This window comes from Rickettsia philipii str. 364D, from assembly GCF_000283995.1.
In the GTDB taxonomy this organism is placed as follows: domain Bacteria; phylum Pseudomonadota; class Alphaproteobacteria; order Rickettsiales; family Rickettsiaceae; genus Rickettsia; species Rickettsia rickettsii.
The window spans coordinates 206,362-224,959 of sequence record NC_016930.1 but is presented as its reverse complement, the minus strand read 5'-3'; the positions used below and the strand labels follow the sequence as shown (position 1 = coordinate 224,959).

Here is an 18,598-nt window from a genome sequence, read left to right as displayed (position 1 = left end):
TTTTTAAAAAAAAGGAGTATCTCAATATATTTTGTTGTTTTATGGATAACATAGAAAGGAACGTAGTGATATCGTGTTAATTACTAGAAAACTCATTCACCACTAATATATAACTTGTTTTTAAGTCCAAATCATAATCAATGGTATTATATATTAACTTTTTTATGTCGGTAAATTTTTGCAGTAAATATGAAGGGTGTCTATTTGATAGTTTATTAAAAATCTTATTTTCCAAATCTAGAAGTTCAATATTAACGTTGGCAGATTTTTTAAGGATTCTATTCATTAATAATAATAAATTATCAATAAAATCTAGCCATAATTCTCGGTCTTTAGTAGTAAAGCGATTAATAAAATCTAACGTTTTGTTATCTGCTATCGACTGAATAAACTCGGAATATAATTCGTTTTTAGTATGATGGATAGATGATCTAACATTAATTTTAAAACATCTTGATCTAATTGTAGAAATAATACTTGCAGCTCTTGAAGTAATTAAAAAAATGTAACTATTCTTTGGTGCATCTTCAAGAATTTTTAAGCATGAATTCGCTGCATTCAAATTCATAAGCTCTGCCGCATAAATTATTGCAACTTTATAACCTGAAATTGCAGAAGTTTTACTTAAGAAGTCTTGTAATTTTCTTATTTGTTCAATAGAAATATTTTTAGCATTAGATGTAGCTGAAGTTTCCCTAGCGATGAAATGATAATCAGGATTGTTGTTAAGAGGAATGCTATTCTTAAAAAGCTTAATATATATAAACTCTTCTAAATCTTTTAAAGCTTGCTCTATATTTTCGGCTTCGATAAGCCAACTATTGTATAGCGTATTATGTTTTAAGTTAAACTCTAGGCGTTCAATTATCAATGGTTGTAATATCATTATGAATTGTACTTAAGAAGTATTCTATATCATTCCGGCTTTTGCAGAGCATTATTGCATGAGCTGGTTTTTCTAGTGTCACCCCGCAAGCGTGTAACGGGGTTCGGAAATTATTAGTACTGTAAATATGTTACTTCTTTTAATTACAAGCTTCTTTCATTTTTCTTCCGGCTCTAAAAGTAGGTTGATTGTAAGCATCTATTTTCATTTTTGCTCCGGTTTTTGGGTTACGACCCTCACGTGCTTTTCTATGATGTATTTCAAATGAACCGAAACCTGTTATATTAATATTATGGTGGCTCTTTATAGCACTAATCACACTATCAAGAACTAAATTAAGTGCTTTCTCGGCTTCAGCTTTTGTTAATGTTTTATGTGAAGCATGTTTATGATTATGACCATGGTCGGTCATAAATGCTATAAATTCGGTTTTATTCATTTTTTTTGGTTCTTTTGTGTTATGTGTACTCATAATAAAATCAATTCTCCTTTGATAGGTTAATATGTATTGATGTTTTTTTATAAAAAAATATATACAACTGGCAATAATATACATCAATATATTTTTTATGTGCGTTAATTATAACAAACTACCCACATACTGCAAATGCCAGTTATTGACAAAATTTAAAATATATACGTTATTATATTAATTTATAGAAAAATGTAGCCATTTTACATCAGTTATACTGTTAAAACTATCTTAATCAAGTAATTAAAGTGAAAATTTATCGTTAAAACCATAATTTATTGTCAGTAGTAAATTACAAAAACTAATTTTCTACTCTATAAAAAATTATAAGTTTTTTAATAAAAAACAATATATACTTAATTTACATAAAAAGTGGAAACCGTCTTTCACCTTTTATATAGAATATTTCTAACCGAATAGCAGATTATGTAATAATTCACTATGCACATTAATTTAGAATAAAATTTTTAATCCAATGTTATTGTCTAAAATTTGTATTAAACGCCCTGTCTTGGCTACAGTTTTGAATTTGATTATCGTAGCTCTTGGAGCAATGTTTTTTACCAAACTACAAATTAGAGGTACTCCGGATATTTCAGTTCCTATTATAAATGTCGAAGCTCATTATGCAGGTGCCGATGCCTTATATATGGAGCAAGCAATAACGACACGTATAGAAAAAGCTTTAAAGACGGTTAAAAATTTAGATTATATAACTTCTCAAAGTTCTACCGGCGAAAGTAGTATTACTTTATCGTTTCTATTATCTACCGATATTGAAGTAGCACTAAACGATGTCCGCGCCAAAATATCGGATATCACTTATATGTTCCCGCAAGATATGAAAGCCCCGTCAGTTACAAAACTTGATGCCGATAGTTTCCCAAGCCTCTTCATAAGCATTGAAAGTGATCAATATAGCGATTTAGAATTAACAAAGATCGTCGAAGATAATCTACAAACACCGTTAGATAAACTTGAAAGCGTAGGACAGTCACAAATTTACGGCGGTCGGGAATATATAATAAGAATAGAACCCGATTCTAAAAAATTATATCAACATAAAATTTCTTTATTGGAGATTGAATCCGCAATAAAAGAGCAAAACAAAGATTATCCAGCAGGTACGATTAAAACAAAAAGCAATAATTTTATAGTAACTCTTGCAGGTTCTTTATCTACACCAGAAGAATTCGGTAATATTATTCTAAAAGTACAAAACGGAGGTATCATAAAATTACGAGATATAGCAAAAATATCTTTAACTTCTCCCGATGAGGACATAATTTTTAGATATAACGGCAAAAGCTCTATTGCCCTTGGTCTTATAAAAGCATCAAAAGCTAACGTCATAGATTTATCACATGAAGTAACTAAAGCACTAGAAAGAATTAAAGAATCCATGCCCAAAGGAATAAGCATGGGTATCGCATATGATGCAGCAACACCTGTAAAAGCATCAATTTATGCAGTATTTCAAACAATTTTTGAAGCTTTAATATTAGTAGTTTTAGTCACTTATTTATTTCTTGCTTCTGCTAAAATTACCTTAATTCCGTTTGTAACGATTCCGGTATCGTTGATCGGTACTTTTAGCGTAATGTATGCTTTTGGATTTTCTATTAATATATTTACTCTCCTTGCTATGATACTTGCTATAGGTTTAGTGGTCGATGATGCGATAGTTATGCTTGAAAACATTTTTAGATATAATGAAATGGGGCATAAACCCATGGAAGCGGCTATGCTTGCTTCTCAAGAAATCGGCTTTGCAATCATTGCTATGACTATTACGCTTGCTGCCGTATTTTTACCCGTGGGTTTTATAGAGGGTTTTATCGGGAAATTATTTATTGAATTTGCTTGGACTTTAGCATTTTGTGTTTTGTTCTCAGGATTTGTTGCTTTAACTTTAACTCCTATGATGTCAAGTCGTATGGTTACAAAACATAATACGGACTTACCAAAATTCTTAGTAAAGTTTAACGACATTCTACAATTTATTCAAAATAAATATATTTACTATCTAAAGCTAACTTTTGAAAATCAAAAGAAATTTGTCATCATTATTGCATCATCATTTATAGTGCTGATTATTAGTTTTAAATTTACTCAAAAAATTTTCGTACCCCAAGAAGATGATGGATTCTTACAAGTTTCTCTTAAAGGTCCTGAAGGTTCTAATTTAGAATCTTCTACTAAAGTAGTGAAAGAAGCCGAAAAAATCCTTGCTAATTATAAAGATATATTAGGTTATCTGATGGTAATAGGTGCAGGCGGTAGCGATAACGTTTTTGGATTCATTCCTCTAAAAAATTGGGGTGAGCGTTCTTGTTCCCAAGAAACTATTAAGAATATGTTAAATAAGCAGTTTTCTGAAATACCGGGCATGTCGATTTACGCTATGGATCCACGTTCAATGGTTAGCGGGAATGCAAGTAGCCCTATCGAGTTTACTATTCAAACGAACCTTGAATATGATGATCTAGATAAAATATCACAACAATTTATTGATATAATGAAAACAAATCCTATTTTCTTAAACGTCAATAGAAATTTACAATCGGCAATGCCGACTATAAGTATAGAAGTCAACCGTGATAAGGCTTATTTATACGGAATGGATTTGGCAAATATAGGCAAAACGGTACAATATTTACTTGCAGGTCAACAAATCGGGCATTTTAGAATGAGTAATGATTTATATGACGTTATATTACAATTTAATCAAAAAGATCGAAAAGATATTAGCGATTTTAGTAAAATTTTAATCAGAGCAAAAAATAATAATATGTTACCGCTTGAATCGATAGCCAATATTACGGAAAAAATATCAGTAAAATCATATAGTCATTATAATAATTCAAAATCCGTTACTATTTCTTCTGATCTTGCTCCTGACAGGAAAATTGATGATGCAATTAATGAAATCAATAAAATAGCCGCTAAGTTACTTGATCCTAGTAATACTATAATTGAATATATAGGAGAAATTAAACAAATGAGAGAGGCAGACAGTAATATGCTTATAACATTTGTGTTTGCTCTTATATTTATCTATTTAGTGCTTGCAGCTCAATTTGAAAGCTTTACTGACCCTTTATTAATATTACTCGCCGTACCTTTCTCAATAACCGGTGGTGTACTTGCTCTCTGGCTTGCCGGTAATAGCCTTAATATGTATAGTAATATAGGACTTATTACTTTAATTGGATTAATTACTAAGAATTCTATTATGATAGTAGAATTTGCTAATCAGCTAAGAGCAAAAGGAGTAAAGGTTCAAGAAGCTATAATAGAATCCTCAAAACTTCGCTTGCGTCCAATTCTTATGACTACTCTTGCTGCCGTAGTCGGAGCTTTACCTCTAGTTTTTGCAGACGGGGCCAGTGCTGCTGCTCGTAATTCTATAGGCTTTGTAATAGTTGGAGGATTAAGCATCGGTACTATATTTACAATTTTTGTTATACCTGTAATATATCACACTTTTAAGAAGGATTAATAAATTATAGAATAATAAAATTTAGTAGACATATAGCTCAAAATGAGGAATGATTATTTTACGTTAGTTTTGTTGCATGGCTCGGAAAACGCATATAGTGTCATCCCGAGGCCTCGCCACGGGATCCAAAAATGTAACCCATAATACTAGTGTAATTTTAGTATTTTAACTGGACCCCGCTATCAAGTTGTGGGATGACAGAGGTATGAGCCACACAACAAGGTCTTTTACGTTTAACTAAAAGGAGCTTAAATATGTTAATAAATACTTCTAATAATCCACTTATTACTACTGTACATTTATTATCTTCTATAGGTGCTATAAATTGGGGTTTAGTCGGATTATTTAATTTTAATTTAGTCACACTTTTATTTGGCTCATTTCCAATTATTGTTACAATACTTTATATAATTATAGGCTTTTGTGGTGTATATTCTTTCCTTTGTTTAGGTAAGCTATTTTGTAAACCCGGAATAGAAAAGGCGAAGTAACTCTACCTTTGCGTCATTGCGAGCAGCCGTAGGCTGCGTGGCAATCTCATGAAATCATAACAAACTCCTGAGATTGCTTCGTCAATTGCTATGCAATTTCCTCGCAATGACTACCTAACAACCTCACTTGTGCTATAGCAGTTATTGCTGCTGTTTCAGCACGTAATATATTACTTCCTAAACTTATAGATTTTGTATTCTTATATGAGGCAAGAAGTTCCAGCTCATCATTAGTAAAGCCTCCCTCCGGTCCTACAATAATAGTTATATCACTATTACTAAGTAATGATGAAATTCGTAATATAGAATTTTCTTCTTTTTCATGTTCATTAGCATATAACATCAAATTATTATTCTTTTTTAGGTAATCTTGTATTGTGATAGCTTTTTCAATTATCGGGGGAGTAAGACGTTCTGATTGCTCTGTTGCCTCAATAACACATTTCGTTAAACGTTCGATATTTACCGATCTAAATTGACACCACCTAGTAATTAACGGAATAATTTTAGTTATACCGAGTTGCGTAGCCATATTTATTGCAAGCATTAATTTATCTTGCTTTATTATAGCAACAGCAAGAGTTAACGTAGATTCTGTATAAGGCTTTTTTAACTGTTCTTTCAGTCTAACCGATAGGTTATTTTTACCTATATCGTTAATTTGTGCTAGAAATTCTCCATCCGTACCGTTAAAGAGACGTAAGCCATCATTTACTTTAAGACGTAGCACCGTTTTGACATAATGAACATGATGATCACTTGCTAATTCTATCTTGCTATTTTCAGCTAAACGACTATTAATATAAATACGGTTATATTTCATATATTTAGTACTATGGACGATAAAAAAGATAATAGACATCTTTCCAAACCAGCTTATAGAGAGGAATGTACAGGAGACACGGAACGCAGCACTACAGCGTATATGGACATACGTGAGGATGTGATGAGTACCGGATCGATGTCTAAATTACCTCTAGAAACGAAGTTTGTAAAGATATCTAATAATATATCAGAAAAAGAAAATTTACCAAAAGAAAAAGAAATTGGCGGTGTTAAAGGTCTAGAACCGACAAGATACGGGGACTGGCAGCATAAAGGTAAAGTCACAGATTTCTAATGCCTTGCCTTCAACACACTAAAATTTTACCCTATAAACCGCAAGAATTGTTTGATTTGGTCTGGGATGTAAAATCTTATCCTAAATTCTTGCCTTGGTGTTTTGCTTCTAGAATTATTTCAGAAAATAATCAAGAGGTTATTGCTGAATTAGTAATTCAGTTAAAAGGCTTTTCAGAAAAATATAACTCACGAGTTACAAGCGCAATAACAGATGATGGAATATATTTGATTAATACGGTAGCTATTTCAGGACCTTTTGAATATTTAAAAAGTACTTGGCAATTTGTTCCATGCACGGCAGGAACTGCATTAAAATTCTTTATTGATTTTAAAATGAAATCCGTAATACTGGATAAATTAATCGACACTTATTTTACCAAAGCAACCGAAAAAATGATTATAGCTTTCGAAAGGAGAGCTAAAGAGGTTATTAAATAAATAAAGAGTAAGGTTATAGATCTATAACCTTACTCTTTAGAAAGTTTTGTATTTAGTTACTAGGCAATATCAGATATATATCCTCCATCTCCCTCATCTCCTAAGATTTGAGTGTGATTATCATTATTATAATCAAGGCTATAAAACTGCTCTTCTTGTTCTGCACTAGTGGAAGTATGATAATTAAATAATTTTTCATAAGCTTCATTTATTTCAGCATATTTCTGTATTTCTTTTGAAAGTTCTACTACTTTATTTTGCATAGCTTTTTCTGTACCATGCCATAACTTACTTGTCAAATTTGGCTTGTATTCTGCTAATTGCTTATTTTTGTAACTTTCTCTCTTTGCAACAGTTCCTAAACTTAAAGCTTTTTCAATATCTTCACTTGAATAGCCATTTTGTATTAGCTGCTGAATAATACAAGCATGTAAAGGAAGAATACTAGTATCTAGAACTAATTTATTTGTATATTGTCCTTTCACGCCAGGTATTGCCTGATATAACGCACGATCTGTTGATTCTACTATTTCATAGCCACCATTATGTTTGTAACCAACGCCGTCTTCCGTTAAACTTAAGGTTGGTACGCGAGTTATTGAATTAGATATTATCTTAGCGTTTGTTCCTTCAATATATTTACCGGTAAATTTATCTATACCGTTTTTATCTATAGCAGTACCGTATACAAAACTTCCTAACCCCGAAGTAGCCAAATACGCTTCAACTTTAGTTGCTTCATGAGCTTGAGTAAAAAGCTTTATTTGTTCATTACTCTCCATAATGCCTTTTGTCCCATAACTAGTACCAAAAACACCCCATGTTATTAAAGGTATTTTGCTTAACCAACTACTAAATGAAAACAAACTACTTACTCCTACAAAAAAGCTTCCTGATGCTAATTTTGTATAAAAACTATAATCTGCTTTTGCTTTTTCTATTAAAGATAAGTAAGTGATCGGTTTATTACTTCTGCATAAGTTTTGTATTAATAATGTCAACATAGTCTATCTCCTAATTTAATTCACCATACTTCATGGTTGTAAATGCACTATATGACAAAAGTAATCAAATATCAATCTTTTATTTAATAATAGCTTAATATTTGACTTGACATTTTTTAGAAAAAACCATATTTTATGGTAAAATTGATCAAAAAGAGGTAGATATGCCTACGTACAAAAATTCTAAACATATTAGCACTAAAAAGCTTGCTTATATAGGTTTAGACCTCGCATATAAAACAGATGATTTAAATATTTATAAGCTAAAAGCATCAAAGGTCAATGAACAATTAACAGATAGCGGCTGGGAAATACTGACTGCTTCATGTGATAATATCAACACTGCTAAATATGCTTATAAAGCCGTCGCATTTATAAATAAAGACACTAAAGAAGTTCATATTGCTAGTGCCGGCACAAAATTCAATATATATGATTTATTAGACGACTTGCTTATCGCACTGCACTACTTACCTACTAAACTAACTCCAATTCAGGATTTTGTTAATGAAATAATTAACAAATTAGGCGGCTTAAGTAAAGCCACAGAATATAGTTTTAATACTAGCGGTCATTCACTTGGAGCAATAATTGCAGATTTAACCTTAGTAGAAATACATTCTCGCAACCTACATTTTAATAAATCTACAACTTTTGACAGCCCTGGCTCAAAACCGATAATTGAAAGAGGCATAGAAAAAAATTTATTTACCGGAAAAGTAACAACTCCAATAAAAGAGCTAGCTACCCATTCTAAGATATATAATGCAAAACATAATCTTATTAATATTACTAATAAGCATTTTGGACAAACAACAATGGTACTTCCTGGTAAAAAAACAACACTATCACAATCAGAAGAATGGGCATCATATTTATATAATTTTGCCAAACAAAAAGTTACAAAATATCTAGGAATTAATGTAATAGTCGAAGGCTTTGAAGAAATCATAGCCGGAATCAGTAAACATGGACTTGTGAATTTTTCTGATTTGAAACAGAATATTACTTTAACCATAGATGATTGGGAAGCAGCAACACCAAAATATGCTAAAAATACTCTAAATTTAAAAAATAATTTATATAATCAAATAGTTGAAACTGAAACCGGAGCTAATTTAGTTGGGATGTATAATAATTTTCAAAGCTGCAGTCAAGAATATGCTCAGGAAGTCCAAACAACAGGAGATATAAGTAATTATCATCTATATCCTCTAATATGTTAAATAAAAAAATAAATTTATAGGCAGAAATCACCTTTCTCCTTTCATATTCATTATTTCTTATTTAGAGCAACTAAATAGATTTCCGTAGATTCACTGCGGCTGGATGAAGGTTTAAAATGTTTCACTGTTTTAAATTCACGCTTTACTTTATGTAATAATTCATTTTCTGCACCGCCACGAAAAATTTTAGCAATAAAATGACCGGAGGGTTTTAGTACTTTTAAAGCAAATTCAAAAGCTTGCTCACATAAAAGTAAGGTTCTTATATGGTCTGTAGCTTTATGACCTATGGTATTTGATGCCATATCACTCATTACTATATCAGCTCTACCGTCTAAAGCCTGAATAATTAATTCTTCCGTATCTGCTTCAAAAAAGTCCTTTTGAACAAATTCAACTCCAGCAACATGTTCAATTTCTAACACATCGATAGAGATTATTTTATTATTTAGGTTATTATCCGAAGCTTTAATCAGCTTAGAAGCTACTTGACTCCATCCCCCAGGAGCTGCTCCTAGATCAACAATTTTCATGTTAGGAGTAAAAAGTTTAAATTTTTCATGAATTTCAAGTAGTTTATATGCAGCTCGTGACCTAAAGCCGTCTATACGTGCTTTTGCAACATACGGATCGTTTAATTGGCGTCTAAGCCAATTACTAGAAGAGACGGTGCGTTTTTTAGAAGTCTTAACTCTAACGAATTTATTTCTATAACCGCTTAAATTATTTGTCATAAAATCTTTTATACTTATAAATAAATGAAGAATAAGTAGACGAAGTTTAATCTGGAAAAGAGCAAGGAATCCACAAGACGAGGCACGAAAGTCGTTAATAATACTTGAGTACCACAGTACTTATAGCCAATTTTTCAAATTAAACGAGTATGCTCTTTTGCTATTTTATCTAATACAGAATTAACAAAACCAATTTCATGCTCATTTAACATATCATTTGCTATGTCCGTATATTCGTTGATTACTACTTTAGCAGGCGTAGTAGGGCAAAATAATAGCTCACATATACTAACACGCAATAAAGCTCGGAGTAAGATTGGCATATGTGCAGGATCTTTATCATTTGTTAAATGATTGTCGATAATTTCGTCTAGTTTATGAATATTTTCAAATACTGACTTTACCAGCATTTTAAAATGACTTATACTTAATGATATTTTTAAATTCTCAGGTAAATCTGTTATAGAATTATTATTTTGATAAAAAGAAAGTACATTTTGCATGATATCATCCATATCGTCGTTATTTTGCAATATGTTTTGATAAATAGCTTGCACTGCTGCAATACGTGCAATCGACTTTTTATTAATTTTATTTGAACTCATAGAGAAAAGAAATTTAAAATTTAATTTTCGTCAATGCGTAAGGTGATATGGCGTGATGTCATTCCCGTGAAAGCGGGAATCCAGTAATTCAAAAACATAAATACTATTAGTTTTTAAAACTAATACATTTGGATTACTTAATTTTTTTTCTGTGGATTCCCGCTTTCGCGGGAATGAAATCGGAAACCAAATAGCAACGTCCACTCACAACGACGAAATGATATCTATAACCTTACAATTTATACCTTAAAATAATTTATTAGTAAACTTATAAAATTTTTATGCTCTCTATAATAGGATTTATTATAACAATTAGTATCTTGGTATTTATCCATGAATTTGGGCATTATTGTATTGCTAGATATTTTAATGTAAAAGTTGAGGAGTTCTCGATAGGTTTCGGTAAAGCACTAATAGGCATTACCGATAAAAAAGGAGTTAGGTGGAAGATTTGCCTTATACCGCTTGGCGGTTATGTCAAGATTTACGGCTATGATCGCAGCCTTATGGATAAGACTAAAGAAGTTAACGAAAAAGTAGCTTTTGATGCTAAATCTTGTTTAGAACGTTTTTTAATCGTTGCAGCAGGTCCGTTAATTAATTATTTACTTGCCATAATAATATTTGCAGGTTTTTATTGTTACTTTGGAAAAACAGAGATTCCTCCTATAATAGGTAATGTAGTAGCTTCATCACCGGCAGAGAGAGCAGACTTAAGAGCAGGAGATAAAATTGTTAAGGTTAACGATAAATCTGTTAAAGATTTCGGGGACGTGCAAAGAGAGATATTAATTAACGGTTTTAGCTCTTCTACTTTAACTATAGAAAGAAAAAGTGAGGAATTTATCGTTAATATAATGCCTCAAGAAATAATTATATCACCTCCCGAAGAAAAGCAAGTTAAGAAAACTCTTCGCATCGGTATTATAGCTAAAAATGAACCTATTCATACTAAAATAGGAATTTTAGGAGGATTATGGGAAGCTATTAATACTACTATAGATATGTCTGCTTTAACTCTAAACGCAATATCGCAAATGATTGTAGGAAAACGTTCATTCGATGAGCTAGGAGGGCCGATAGCTATTGCTAAAGAGTCAGGCAAATCTATAGCTGGTGGAACCCAAATGTATCTGTTATTTATAGCAATGCTTTCCGTTAATTTAGGGTTACTTAACTTACTACCTATACCGGTGCTTGACGGCGGACATTTAGTATTTATATTATATGAAGCAATTACAGGTAAATTACCGCATCCTAAGACTAAAAATATTTTGTTACAATTAGGAGCAATAATCATAATTTTTCTTATTATAATTGCTGTTTCCAACGATATACAAAATTTGTTTTCCTAAATTATAGATTTGCTTGCTCTCGTTTATATTATCTACTATAGTGGAGTACATTAATTATGTTTAATTATGTTTGAATGCATTAGTTAGGAGAACTTTGTATTATTCTTAGCTAAAAGCGAAAATCCAGTTCTTTGTCATACCGCGACTTGAACGCGGTATCTAATTTATTATTTTTACCGTGGTCAAGCCACGGGGGATGACATTGGGTTTAAACACAGAAATTTAAATTAAATCTTAAAGAAGGTTTTAGGTGACAATCAGATCAATTAGTAAGTTAACAATTTTATTATTAACGATTTTTTATTATCATATTTCATTAGCTGACTCTGTAATTCGTAAAATAACTATCGAAGGTAATCATAGGGTTGAGCGTTCTACTATTGAGAGCTATTTAAAGCTTAAGGTAGGAGAAACCTATAATAATTCTAAAGAAGATGAGGTAATAAAACGTTTATATGCCACCTCACTTTTTAGAAATATAAATATGCATATAACAAATGATGGTAATTTAATAGTTAACGTTACTGAAACGCCTTTTATAAGTAGTATAGTATTTAGCGGTAATTCTAAAATCAAAACTAATATTCTCGCTAAAGAAATTTACACAATGTCGGGTGAATCTCTTAGCCAAGCTAAAATTGAATTAGATGTAAAGAAAATATTAGAAATTTATAAACGTAGCGGACGTTTTGCTACTACGGTAACACCTAAAATCGAAAATTTAGAAAACAACAGAGTTAAGGTTATTTTTGATATAGCAGAAGGACCAAAAACCGGTATTAACTATATTTATTTTAGCGGTAATGAAAATTATAGTGATTCAGAACTTAAATCTATTGTTTTAACTAAAGAATCTCGTTGGTTTCGTTTTTTAGAAAGTAACGATACTTATGATCCTGATAGAATGGAGTATGATAAAGAATTACTGAGAGAGTTTTATCAATCTGTAGGTTTTGCAGATTTTAGAGTAATTTCGGCATTAGCAGAACTCAATAATACTAAAGAATATTTCACCCTTACCTATTCCATTGAAGAGGGAGAAAAATATAGCTTCGGTAATATTACAATAGACAATAAATTAACTAATATAGATATAACACCGCTTAATAAAATTGTTAATATTAAGCAAGGCAAGGTTTTCAATATGAAAAAGGTTAATGATATAGCTGAAAAAATTGGAGAATATTTTACAGCGAACGGTTACCCTGCGGTAAATGTTTATCCGGATATAATGAAAAATGCTAATCATACTGCAGATATTAAATTTATTATTGAAAAAGCCGATAAGGTTTATATTAATACAATTAATATTATTAATAACCTTAAAACCGAAGACCCTGTTATAAGAAGAGAATTTAAAATAGAAGAAGGTGATATAATTAATCGTTCATATATTGAAAAAGGTGAGCGTAATATTAGAAATTTAGATTATTTTGAGAAAGTAGCAATTAGCTTAGCTCCGACTAAAGCTAAAGATAAATATGATGTTAACGTTGAAGTTGATGAAAAATCTACTTCCTCTATAGGTTTTGATTTAGGATATAATACTGCCGGCGGTTTATTCGGACGTTTCTCTTTCTTAGAGCGTAATTTAGTCGGTACCGGGAAACTGCTTAATGCCGGTGTGCAAGTAAGTAAAAACACTACAAGCTATTACGGTGGTATTACCGCACCGCACTTTTTAGATCGTGATTTATCACTTGGCGTAAACATGTTTAGAAACTATACCGGACGCGGTGCTAGTGTATTAAATACAACTGATCAAAGCTATAAGTTACACTCTATAGGAGTCAAAACTTCTCTTGGTTATGAAATTAAAGAGGATTTAGGTCACGAAATAGATTATTTAATCAAACGTGATATTTTAAGTGCTCCAACTCCATCAAGCTCAATATTCTTAAAGGAGCAAATGGGAAGATTCATTACTTCTGCTATAGGACATACTATTACTTATGATCAAACCGATAATAAAATTGTTCCAAAGAACGGTTATTTAGTAAGCGGCACACAAGAATTTGCCGGCGTTGGAGGTGATAACAAATATATAAAGCATGAAGTTGACGGTAAATATTATAAATCTTTCATACATAACAAGCTTACTTTAAAATTATCTGCTTCCGGAGGCAATATTGCAGGGCTTGGAGGAAAAATTATTAGAATTTCCGATCGCTTTAATTTAGGTGATTATAGTTTAAGAGGCTTTGCAAGCGGTGGTGTAGGACCTCGTGAAAAGGTCACTAACGAAGGACTTGGTGGTGAGCGATATTACACATTTTCAACAGAGCTTAATTTCCCAACACCTATACCTGAGGAATTTAATTTAATCAGTACAGTCTTTATGGATTTAGGAAGCGTTTGGGGAGTAGGCCTAAATAAGAAACAATATCAAACTCCAAACGGTTTTTATAACGATAAATCTCTTAGAGCTTCCATTGGTTTCGGCTTTATTTGGGTAACACGTTTTGCACCAATCAGAATGGATTGGGGTTTCCCGGTTAAGAAGAAGAAATATGACGATACGCAGCATTTCCATTTAAGATTTTCGACGCATTTATAAAGATGTCTCATTTGCACCCCGTGGCTTGACCACGGGGTCCAATTAAGGATGCTAGTCTTTTAGCATTTTTAAATTTTTTATTGGATTGCCACGCTCCTTGTCAGTCGTCGCTCGCAATGACGAAACATGTCTCGTAGGAATCCATATCTCAGCATAATATAATCATATTGCAGCCGATGTAGCTCAGCTGGTAGAGCGGCGCATTCGTAATGCGTAGGTCTGGGGTTCAAATCCCCACATTGGCACCATCTTCTAAATAAAACTATAGCCCTATTTGTGATAGGCGTGGTAGAACCTGATATACTAATAATGTGTAGAAAAACGCATTCGTGTCATACCGTGGCTTGACCACGATATTCAAAAAAATAACTTAAAATACTAATCATTTATTATCACCCTCAATTCAAGTGGTTAAAAAGTCCAGCATCTAAAGAACCTAAAACGGTTTTAAAAAATGCTTATAACATAAGTAATGATACTGAAAAACTTATTGCTGTTGATATAAAAAATGACCAGTTTGTAATATTTGATAATACAAGTGGTAATGTAGCTCATGTCAGGACATATCAAGAAATAGAGAGAGATGCTGTTTTAAAAAATAACCTAATCACAACAACAATATGCAAATAAGGTAATAAAAACTTTAATGAAACCTCGAAGCGGTATAAATTATTAGAATAACAAAATGAAATAAACAATGACAGATAAATTATGGTATGCAAAAATAAATGAAGAAGATGCATATATCAGAAAAACACGTCAAGAATATATAGATTTATATTTCTTTGATTCTGTAGAATTTAAAGCAGTAGAAGATATAACCTTAGAAAATTTAGGTGAATTTTTAGAAGTAATGTTAAAACATTATCAACAATATCATTTTCATTGAGGCGAATTATATGATACTGGAGAAATATTAGAAGAATATTGCGATTATGTTTTTATGGATGATGAAAAATATATACATTACCCTAAATATTCTAAAGAGGATAGACGTAATTTAGGTTGGTTATTGATAGTAACTTATATACAAATGTGTAATCCAAGACTATTTCCAGAAGATGTCCCGCATTTAATAGAATTTTTACACGCTAAAGATGGAGAAGTGACAAAGGCTCAAGAAAAGCTAAATACCTACCTTGCCCAATTTGATTTAATGAAAAGACAAGATGAAGATTACAGATGCTGGGAAGCAATCACGCAAGAACTTCAGCAAGCTATAGCAGAAAATAAACCTTTACCAATAAGACCTATGAGTATTGAACTATCAAAATGCTTGAAAGAGTGAAGTGGGAAACTTTTTTAAGACCATCATAGAGCTAGCGGGGAGTACAGCTGGCGAAGATGATAGCGATAGAGAAAGTAACGGAACTTGCAGTAAATGCTGTAAATAACAACGCACTATCTGGTTTAGGGCAGAAGATAGAGAATAAAATAGCGGGGAGCGTTACTCCAACTTTAAATTCTAATAACAGGATATTGCTAAGTGTTTACAGTCGTTTAGAGCAGGACGGTAACAAGAGAATATGACGCCATTCGTGATTCCCTGAGCCAATAAATATAGGCCAGATTGCAGCAACTACGGTAATGCACTTTATTAACCGCAAGGTCACCTGAGTATTTTAAACTGGATCTCTCTACAAATGAGCTAGGATGACAGGGTGGGATTAATCCATGCAACAACACCAATGCTACACGGAAATGACAATAAGGTCTTTTTAAGCATGGGGTAAAACAAAACTACCTTTTTTAGGTAATTCCATTATATTTTGTAAAGAATTATAAGTTGTTGCTAAAAAATAATATATACTTAGCTTTATATAAAAAGTGAAAGCCAATTGTCACCTTTTATATTCAACTTCTTAAGCCGAATAGCAGATTATGTAATAATTCGCTATTTGTGTTAATTAACTATTATCTTTTTTCTTGGAGGAATATAGATTGTTTCATCTTCAGCATGCGAAATCTTTTCTAAAAGTCCGATAAAACGGTCGTTATTAGGTACTAGCTTTACTATCGCCCACCCCTCTTCTATTGATTTCTTTATGCGTTCTATATCAGACTTATGCTCTGAAAAAGATATAACTTTTTGTGCTGGGTTTTGCATATTGATAAATCAATTATAGTTAATTAACATTATAGTAAATATTTTTAATAAATCAATCACATATTTATTATTTGCTAAATATAAATAAAATGATTACCATATATTATGTCTTGTTTACTTATATCCTAATAAATAGTTTAATTAAAAATTAAAAGTTGTACGATGATTTTTTATTTTAAACATATATGTCACTTATTAACTTTATTTAATTTAAACTGTATAATTTAATTATGTCAAATGATAATTTACAACCGCCTGCTCTTTCTAAAAAGCAATTATTTGCTTTTTTTGGTATGGTTGTCGGCATGTTTATGTCGGTACTTGATGTTCAAATTGTCGCTAGCTCATTATCCGTAATAGCTGCCGGTCTTGCCGCTTCAAACGATGAACTTTCTTGGGTTCAAACATCGTACTTAATAGCTGAAGTTATCATTATTCCTATTACCGGCTTTTTAGCAAGGTTACTTACTACTAGAATTTCTTATTTTATTGCAGCTTTAGGGTTTACGGTTATGAGCGTATTATGTTCGCTTGCAACTAATATTGAATCCATGATTATCTTTAGAACATTACAAGGCTTTTTTGGTGGTGCTATGATACCGACGGTCTTTAGTACCGTTTTTATACTTTTTCCTGCATCGCAACGTCCTATCGTTACTATCTTAATTGGACTTGTCGTAACTGTTGCCCCTACTTTAGGACCTACACTCGGTGGATATATTACGGAGATTTTATCATGGCATTTTATGTTTTTATTAAACGTCATACCCGGTATTTTCGTATGCACGGTAGTTTTTTTATATGGGGATTTTGATAAACCAAATTATAAATTACTGAAAAATTTTGATTTTCTCGGTATATTATTAATGGCTTTAACGCTTGGCTTATTACAGTATGTGTTAGAAGAAGGAAACAAAAAAGATTGGCTTGAGGATAATTTAATATTATTCTTAAGTATTACAGTAGTTTTAGGTTTTATTTTATTAATCATTAGAGAACTAACCTTTATTAATCCAATTTTAGACTTAAAAACATTTCTTTATAAAGACTTTACTTTTGGTTGCCTTTATTCGTTCGTTATGGGTATCGGATTATACGGGGCAGTATATATATTACCGCTATTTCTCTTTACTATTGCCGGATATGATACATTACAAATCGGGGCTACTATGATGGTGACGGGCGGAGCACAATTTTTATCTGCACCACTCGCCGGTAGAATGTTAGGGTTAGGGGTAGATTTACGCCTGATGCTTATTATAGGGCTTGGAGGGTTTGCTCTTGGATGTCATTTGAATAGTTTTCTAACGCCTGATTCTAAATTTGCTGCATTTGTGCTTCCTCAATTTGTTAGAGGGCTTTCATTAATGTTTTGTTTTATACCGACTAATAATATAGCTCTTGGCAATATGCCGAAAGAAAGAGTAGGTAACGCTAGCGGGCTTTATAATCTTACTCGTAATTTAGGAGGAGCGGTAGGGCTTGCAATAATCAGTACTATACTTACTAATGATACTAAAACCTTTATGCAATATTTATCGGAAAATATCTCGTCTACTTCTATAATGGCATTAGAACAACTAGATTCTTATACTGAATTATTAAGCGGAAAAGTTTTAAATCCCGAAAAAGCATCATATTTGTTATTAGCAAACAAATTAAATCATGATGCTTTTGTAATTGCAATAAATAATATATTTAATATGATAGGGCTGTTATTTGTATTTATAATGCTACTAATACCTTTTACTTCAAATATCAAATTAACCGAAAATGTTAATGCTCACTAAAATTAAATTTATATTATATTTTCCTTGGTTATTATTAGAAATATGGAAATCGACTTTCGCGGTTATTAAAATAATTTGGCAAAGAAAGATAGGAATAGAGCCAGTTTTTGAATGGGTTGACGCAGAAGGGCTAGAAGAAATAGGCGAAATAATTTATGGTAATTCGATTACTCTAACTCCAGGTACAGTAACACTTGATATAAATAATAATATGTTATTAGTGCATGCACTCAATAAATCATCGATTACCGACCTACAAAGAGGTATAATGATTAAAAAAATTAAGCAGATATTAAAAACAACTTGAAG

General features: G+C 31.6%; 17 protein-coding genes, 1 tRNA gene and 1 pseudogene. 12 read left to right on the top strand and 7 right to left on the bottom strand.

The window, feature by feature from the left end:
* Positions 1–76 precede the first annotated feature (76 nt).
* Both RSA_RS01085 and RSA_RS01080 read right to left on the bottom strand, forming a co-directional pair.
* Positions 77–886, bottom strand: coding sequence for a DNA polymerase III subunit delta' (locus tag RSA_RS01085; protein WP_196792865.1), 810 nt, complete (start codon positions 884–886; stop codon positions 77–79).
* Positions 887–1,025: 139 nt separating this feature from the next.
* Positions 1,026–1,358, bottom strand: a complete 333-nt coding sequence (locus RSA_RS01080) for an HU family DNA-binding protein (RefSeq protein ID WP_004996579.1) — start codon at positions 1,356–1,358, stop codon at positions 1,026–1,028.
* Positions 1,359–1,833: 475 nt separating this feature from the next.
* Between RSA_RS01080 and RSA_RS01075 the strand changes: the two genes are divergently transcribed.
* Complete coding sequence (locus tag RSA_RS01075; RefSeq protein WP_014364428.1) at positions 1,834–4,860, top strand: efflux RND transporter permease subunit; 3,027 nt, start codon at positions 1,834–1,836, stop codon at positions 4,858–4,860.
* A gap of 254 nt (positions 4,861–5,114) precedes the next feature.
* Positions 5,115–5,351 carry a DUF378 domain-containing protein gene (locus RSA_RS01070; protein ID WP_012150427.1) on the top strand — a complete coding sequence of 79 codons (237 nt, stop codon included), beginning with the start codon at positions 5,115–5,117 and terminating at the stop codon, positions 5,349–5,351.
* Between the two features lie 88 nt (positions 5,352–5,439).
* Here the strand turns inward: RSA_RS01070 and RSA_RS01065 are convergent, their stop codons facing one another.
* A complete protein-coding gene (locus tag RSA_RS01065; RefSeq protein WP_012150426.1) occupies positions 5,440–6,174 on the bottom strand; it encodes a 16S rRNA (uracil(1498)-N(3))-methyltransferase in 735 nt (244 codons plus the stop codon).
* A gap of 12 nt (positions 6,175–6,186) precedes the next feature.
* Here RSA_RS01065 and RSA_RS01060 point away from each other — a divergent pair, with 12 nt between their 5' ends.
* Together RSA_RS01060 and RSA_RS01055 are read left to right on the top strand one after the other, a co-directional pair.
* The gene (locus tag RSA_RS01060; protein WP_012150425.1) at positions 6,187–6,471 is read left to right on the top strand and encodes a DUF1674 domain-containing protein; all 285 of its coding nucleotides are present in this window, start codon (positions 6,187–6,189) and stop codon (positions 6,469–6,471) included.
* On the top strand, positions 6,471–6,911 hold the full coding sequence (locus RSA_RS01055) for a type II toxin-antitoxin system RatA family toxin (protein WP_014364427.1): 441 nt from the start codon (positions 6,471–6,473) through the stop codon (positions 6,909–6,911). Before RSA_RS01060 ends, RSA_RS01055 begins: the two co-directional genes overlap by 1 nt.
* A gap of 59 nt (positions 6,912–6,970) precedes the next feature.
* Here RSA_RS01055 and RSA_RS01050 read toward each other — a convergent pair whose 3' ends face one another.
* Positions 6,971–7,915 carry a hypothetical protein gene (locus RSA_RS01050; protein WP_014364426.1) on the bottom strand — a complete coding sequence of 315 codons (945 nt, stop codon included), beginning with the start codon at positions 7,913–7,915 and terminating at the stop codon, positions 6,971–6,973.
* 164 nt (positions 7,916–8,079) lie between these two features.
* Between RSA_RS01050 and RSA_RS01045 the strand changes: the two genes are divergently transcribed.
* Positions 8,080–9,141, top strand: a complete 1,062-nt coding sequence (locus RSA_RS01045; RefSeq protein WP_014364425.1) for a hypothetical protein — start codon at positions 8,080–8,082, stop codon at positions 9,139–9,141.
* A gap of 50 nt (positions 9,142–9,191) precedes the next feature.
* Here the strand turns inward: RSA_RS01045 and RSA_RS01040 are convergent, their stop codons facing one another.
* Complete coding sequence (locus RSA_RS01040) at positions 9,192–9,875, bottom strand: RlmE family RNA methyltransferase (RefSeq protein ID WP_004996598.1); 684 nt, start codon at positions 9,873–9,875, stop codon at positions 9,192–9,194.
* Between the two features lie 134 nt (positions 9,876–10,009).
* The gene (gene nusB, locus RSA_RS01035; RefSeq protein ID WP_012736449.1) at positions 10,010–10,480 is read right to left on the bottom strand and encodes a transcription antitermination factor NusB; all 471 of its coding nucleotides are present in this window, start codon (positions 10,478–10,480) and stop codon (positions 10,010–10,012) included.
* A gap of 281 nt (positions 10,481–10,761) precedes the next feature.
* Between nusB and rseP the strand changes: the two genes are divergently transcribed.
* The 5 genes and pseudogenes from rseP to RSA_RS01010 all read left to right on the top strand — a co-directional run bounded on the left by rseP (position 10,762) and on the right by RSA_RS01010 (position 15,922).
* The gene (gene rseP, locus RSA_RS01030; protein ID WP_014364424.1) at positions 10,762–11,835 is read left to right on the top strand and encodes an RIP metalloprotease RseP; all 1,074 of its coding nucleotides are present in this window, start codon (positions 10,762–10,764) and stop codon (positions 11,833–11,835) included.
* Positions 11,836–12,085: 250 nt separating this feature from the next.
* A complete protein-coding gene (gene bamA, locus RSA_RS01025; RefSeq protein ID WP_014364423.1) occupies positions 12,086–14,392 on the top strand; it encodes an outer membrane protein assembly factor BamA in 2,307 nt (768 codons plus the stop codon).
* Between the two features lie 172 nt (positions 14,393–14,564).
* Positions 14,565–14,640, top strand: a tRNA-Thr gene (locus tag RSA_RS01020).
* 449 nt (positions 14,641–15,089) lie between these two features.
* Positions 15,090–15,680: pseudogene (locus RSA_RS10190) on the top strand (hypothetical protein).
* Between the two features lie 56 nt (positions 15,681–15,736).
* On the top strand, positions 15,737–15,922 hold the full coding sequence (locus RSA_RS01010) for a hypothetical protein (RefSeq protein WP_012150416.1): 186 nt from the start codon (positions 15,737–15,739) through the stop codon (positions 15,920–15,922).
* Between the two features lie 373 nt (positions 15,923–16,295).
* Here RSA_RS01010 and RSA_RS01005 read toward each other — a convergent pair whose 3' ends face one another.
* Positions 16,296–16,499: a DUF2674 domain-containing protein gene (locus RSA_RS01005; protein WP_004996604.1), complete on the bottom strand. Its 204-nt coding sequence runs from the start codon at positions 16,497–16,499 to the stop codon at positions 16,296–16,298.
* 230 nt (positions 16,500–16,729) lie between these two features.
* Here RSA_RS01005 and RSA_RS01000 point away from each other — a divergent pair, with 230 nt between their 5' ends.
* Together RSA_RS01000 and RSA_RS00995 are read left to right on the top strand one after the other, a co-directional pair.
* The gene (locus RSA_RS01000; RefSeq protein WP_014364422.1) at positions 16,730–18,289 is read left to right on the top strand and encodes a DHA2 family efflux MFS transporter permease subunit; all 1,560 of its coding nucleotides are present in this window, start codon (positions 16,730–16,732) and stop codon (positions 18,287–18,289) included.
* Positions 18,273–18,596 carry a monovalent cation/H+ antiporter subunit E gene (locus RSA_RS00995; protein WP_012150414.1) on the top strand — a complete coding sequence of 108 codons (324 nt, stop codon included), beginning with the start codon at positions 18,273–18,275 and terminating at the stop codon, positions 18,594–18,596. The genes RSA_RS01000 and RSA_RS00995 overlap by 17 nt, the downstream gene beginning before the upstream one ends.
* Positions 18,597–18,598 lie beyond the last annotated feature (2 nt).

Bases quoted from the DNA above. Each gene is read 5' to 3' on its own strand.
- RSA_RS01045 (WP_014364425.1), top strand. From the start codon at position 8,080: ATGCCTACGTACAAAAATTCTAAACATATTAGCACTAAAAAGCTTGCT.
- rseP (WP_014364424.1), top strand. From the start codon at position 10,762: ATGCTCTCTATAATAGGATTTATTATAACAATTAGTATCTTGGTATTT.
- RSA_RS01070 (WP_012150427.1), top strand. From the start codon at position 5,115: ATGTTAATAAATACTTCTAATAATCCACTTATTACTACTGTACATTTA.
- RSA_RS01065 (WP_012150426.1), bottom strand. From the start codon at position 6,174: ATGAAATATAACCGTATTTATATTAATAGTCGTTTAGCTGAAAATAGC.
- RSA_RS01060 (WP_012150425.1), top strand. From the start codon at position 6,187: ATGGACGATAAAAAAGATAATAGACATCTTTCCAAACCAGCTTATAGA.
- RSA_RS01080 (WP_004996579.1), bottom strand. From the start codon at position 1,358: ATGAGTACACATAACACAAAAGAACCAAAAAAAATGAATAAAACCGAA.
- RSA_RS01075 (WP_014364428.1), top strand. From the start codon at position 1,834: ATGTTATTGTCTAAAATTTGTATTAAACGCCCTGTCTTGGCTACAGTT.
- RSA_RS01040 (WP_004996598.1), bottom strand. From the start codon at position 9,875: ATGACAAATAATTTAAGCGGTTATAGAAATAAATTCGTTAGAGTTAAG.
- RSA_RS01010 (WP_012150416.1), top strand. From the start codon at position 15,737: ATGATAGCGATAGAGAAAGTAACGGAACTTGCAGTAAATGCTGTAAAT.
- RSA_RS01000 (WP_014364422.1), top strand. From the start codon at position 16,730: ATGTCAAATGATAATTTACAACCGCCTGCTCTTTCTAAAAAGCAATTA.
- nusB (WP_012736449.1), bottom strand. From the start codon at position 10,480: ATGAGTTCAAATAAAATTAATAAAAAGTCGATTGCACGTATTGCAGCA.
- RSA_RS01050 (WP_014364426.1), bottom strand. From the start codon at position 7,915: ATGTTGACATTATTAATACAAAACTTATGCAGAAGTAATAAACCGATC.
- RSA_RS01005 (WP_004996604.1), bottom strand. From the start codon at position 16,499: ATGCAAAACCCAGCACAAAAAGTTATATCTTTTTCAGAGCATAAGTCT.
- RSA_RS00995 (WP_012150414.1), top strand. From the start codon at position 18,273: ATGTTAATGCTCACTAAAATTAAATTTATATTATATTTTCCTTGGTTA.
- RSA_RS01085 (WP_196792865.1), bottom strand. From the start codon at position 886: ATGATATTACAACCATTGATAATTGAACGCCTAGAGTTTAACTTAAAA.
- RSA_RS01055 (WP_014364427.1), top strand. From the start codon at position 6,471: ATGCCTTGCCTTCAACACACTAAAATTTTACCCTATAAACCGCAAGAA.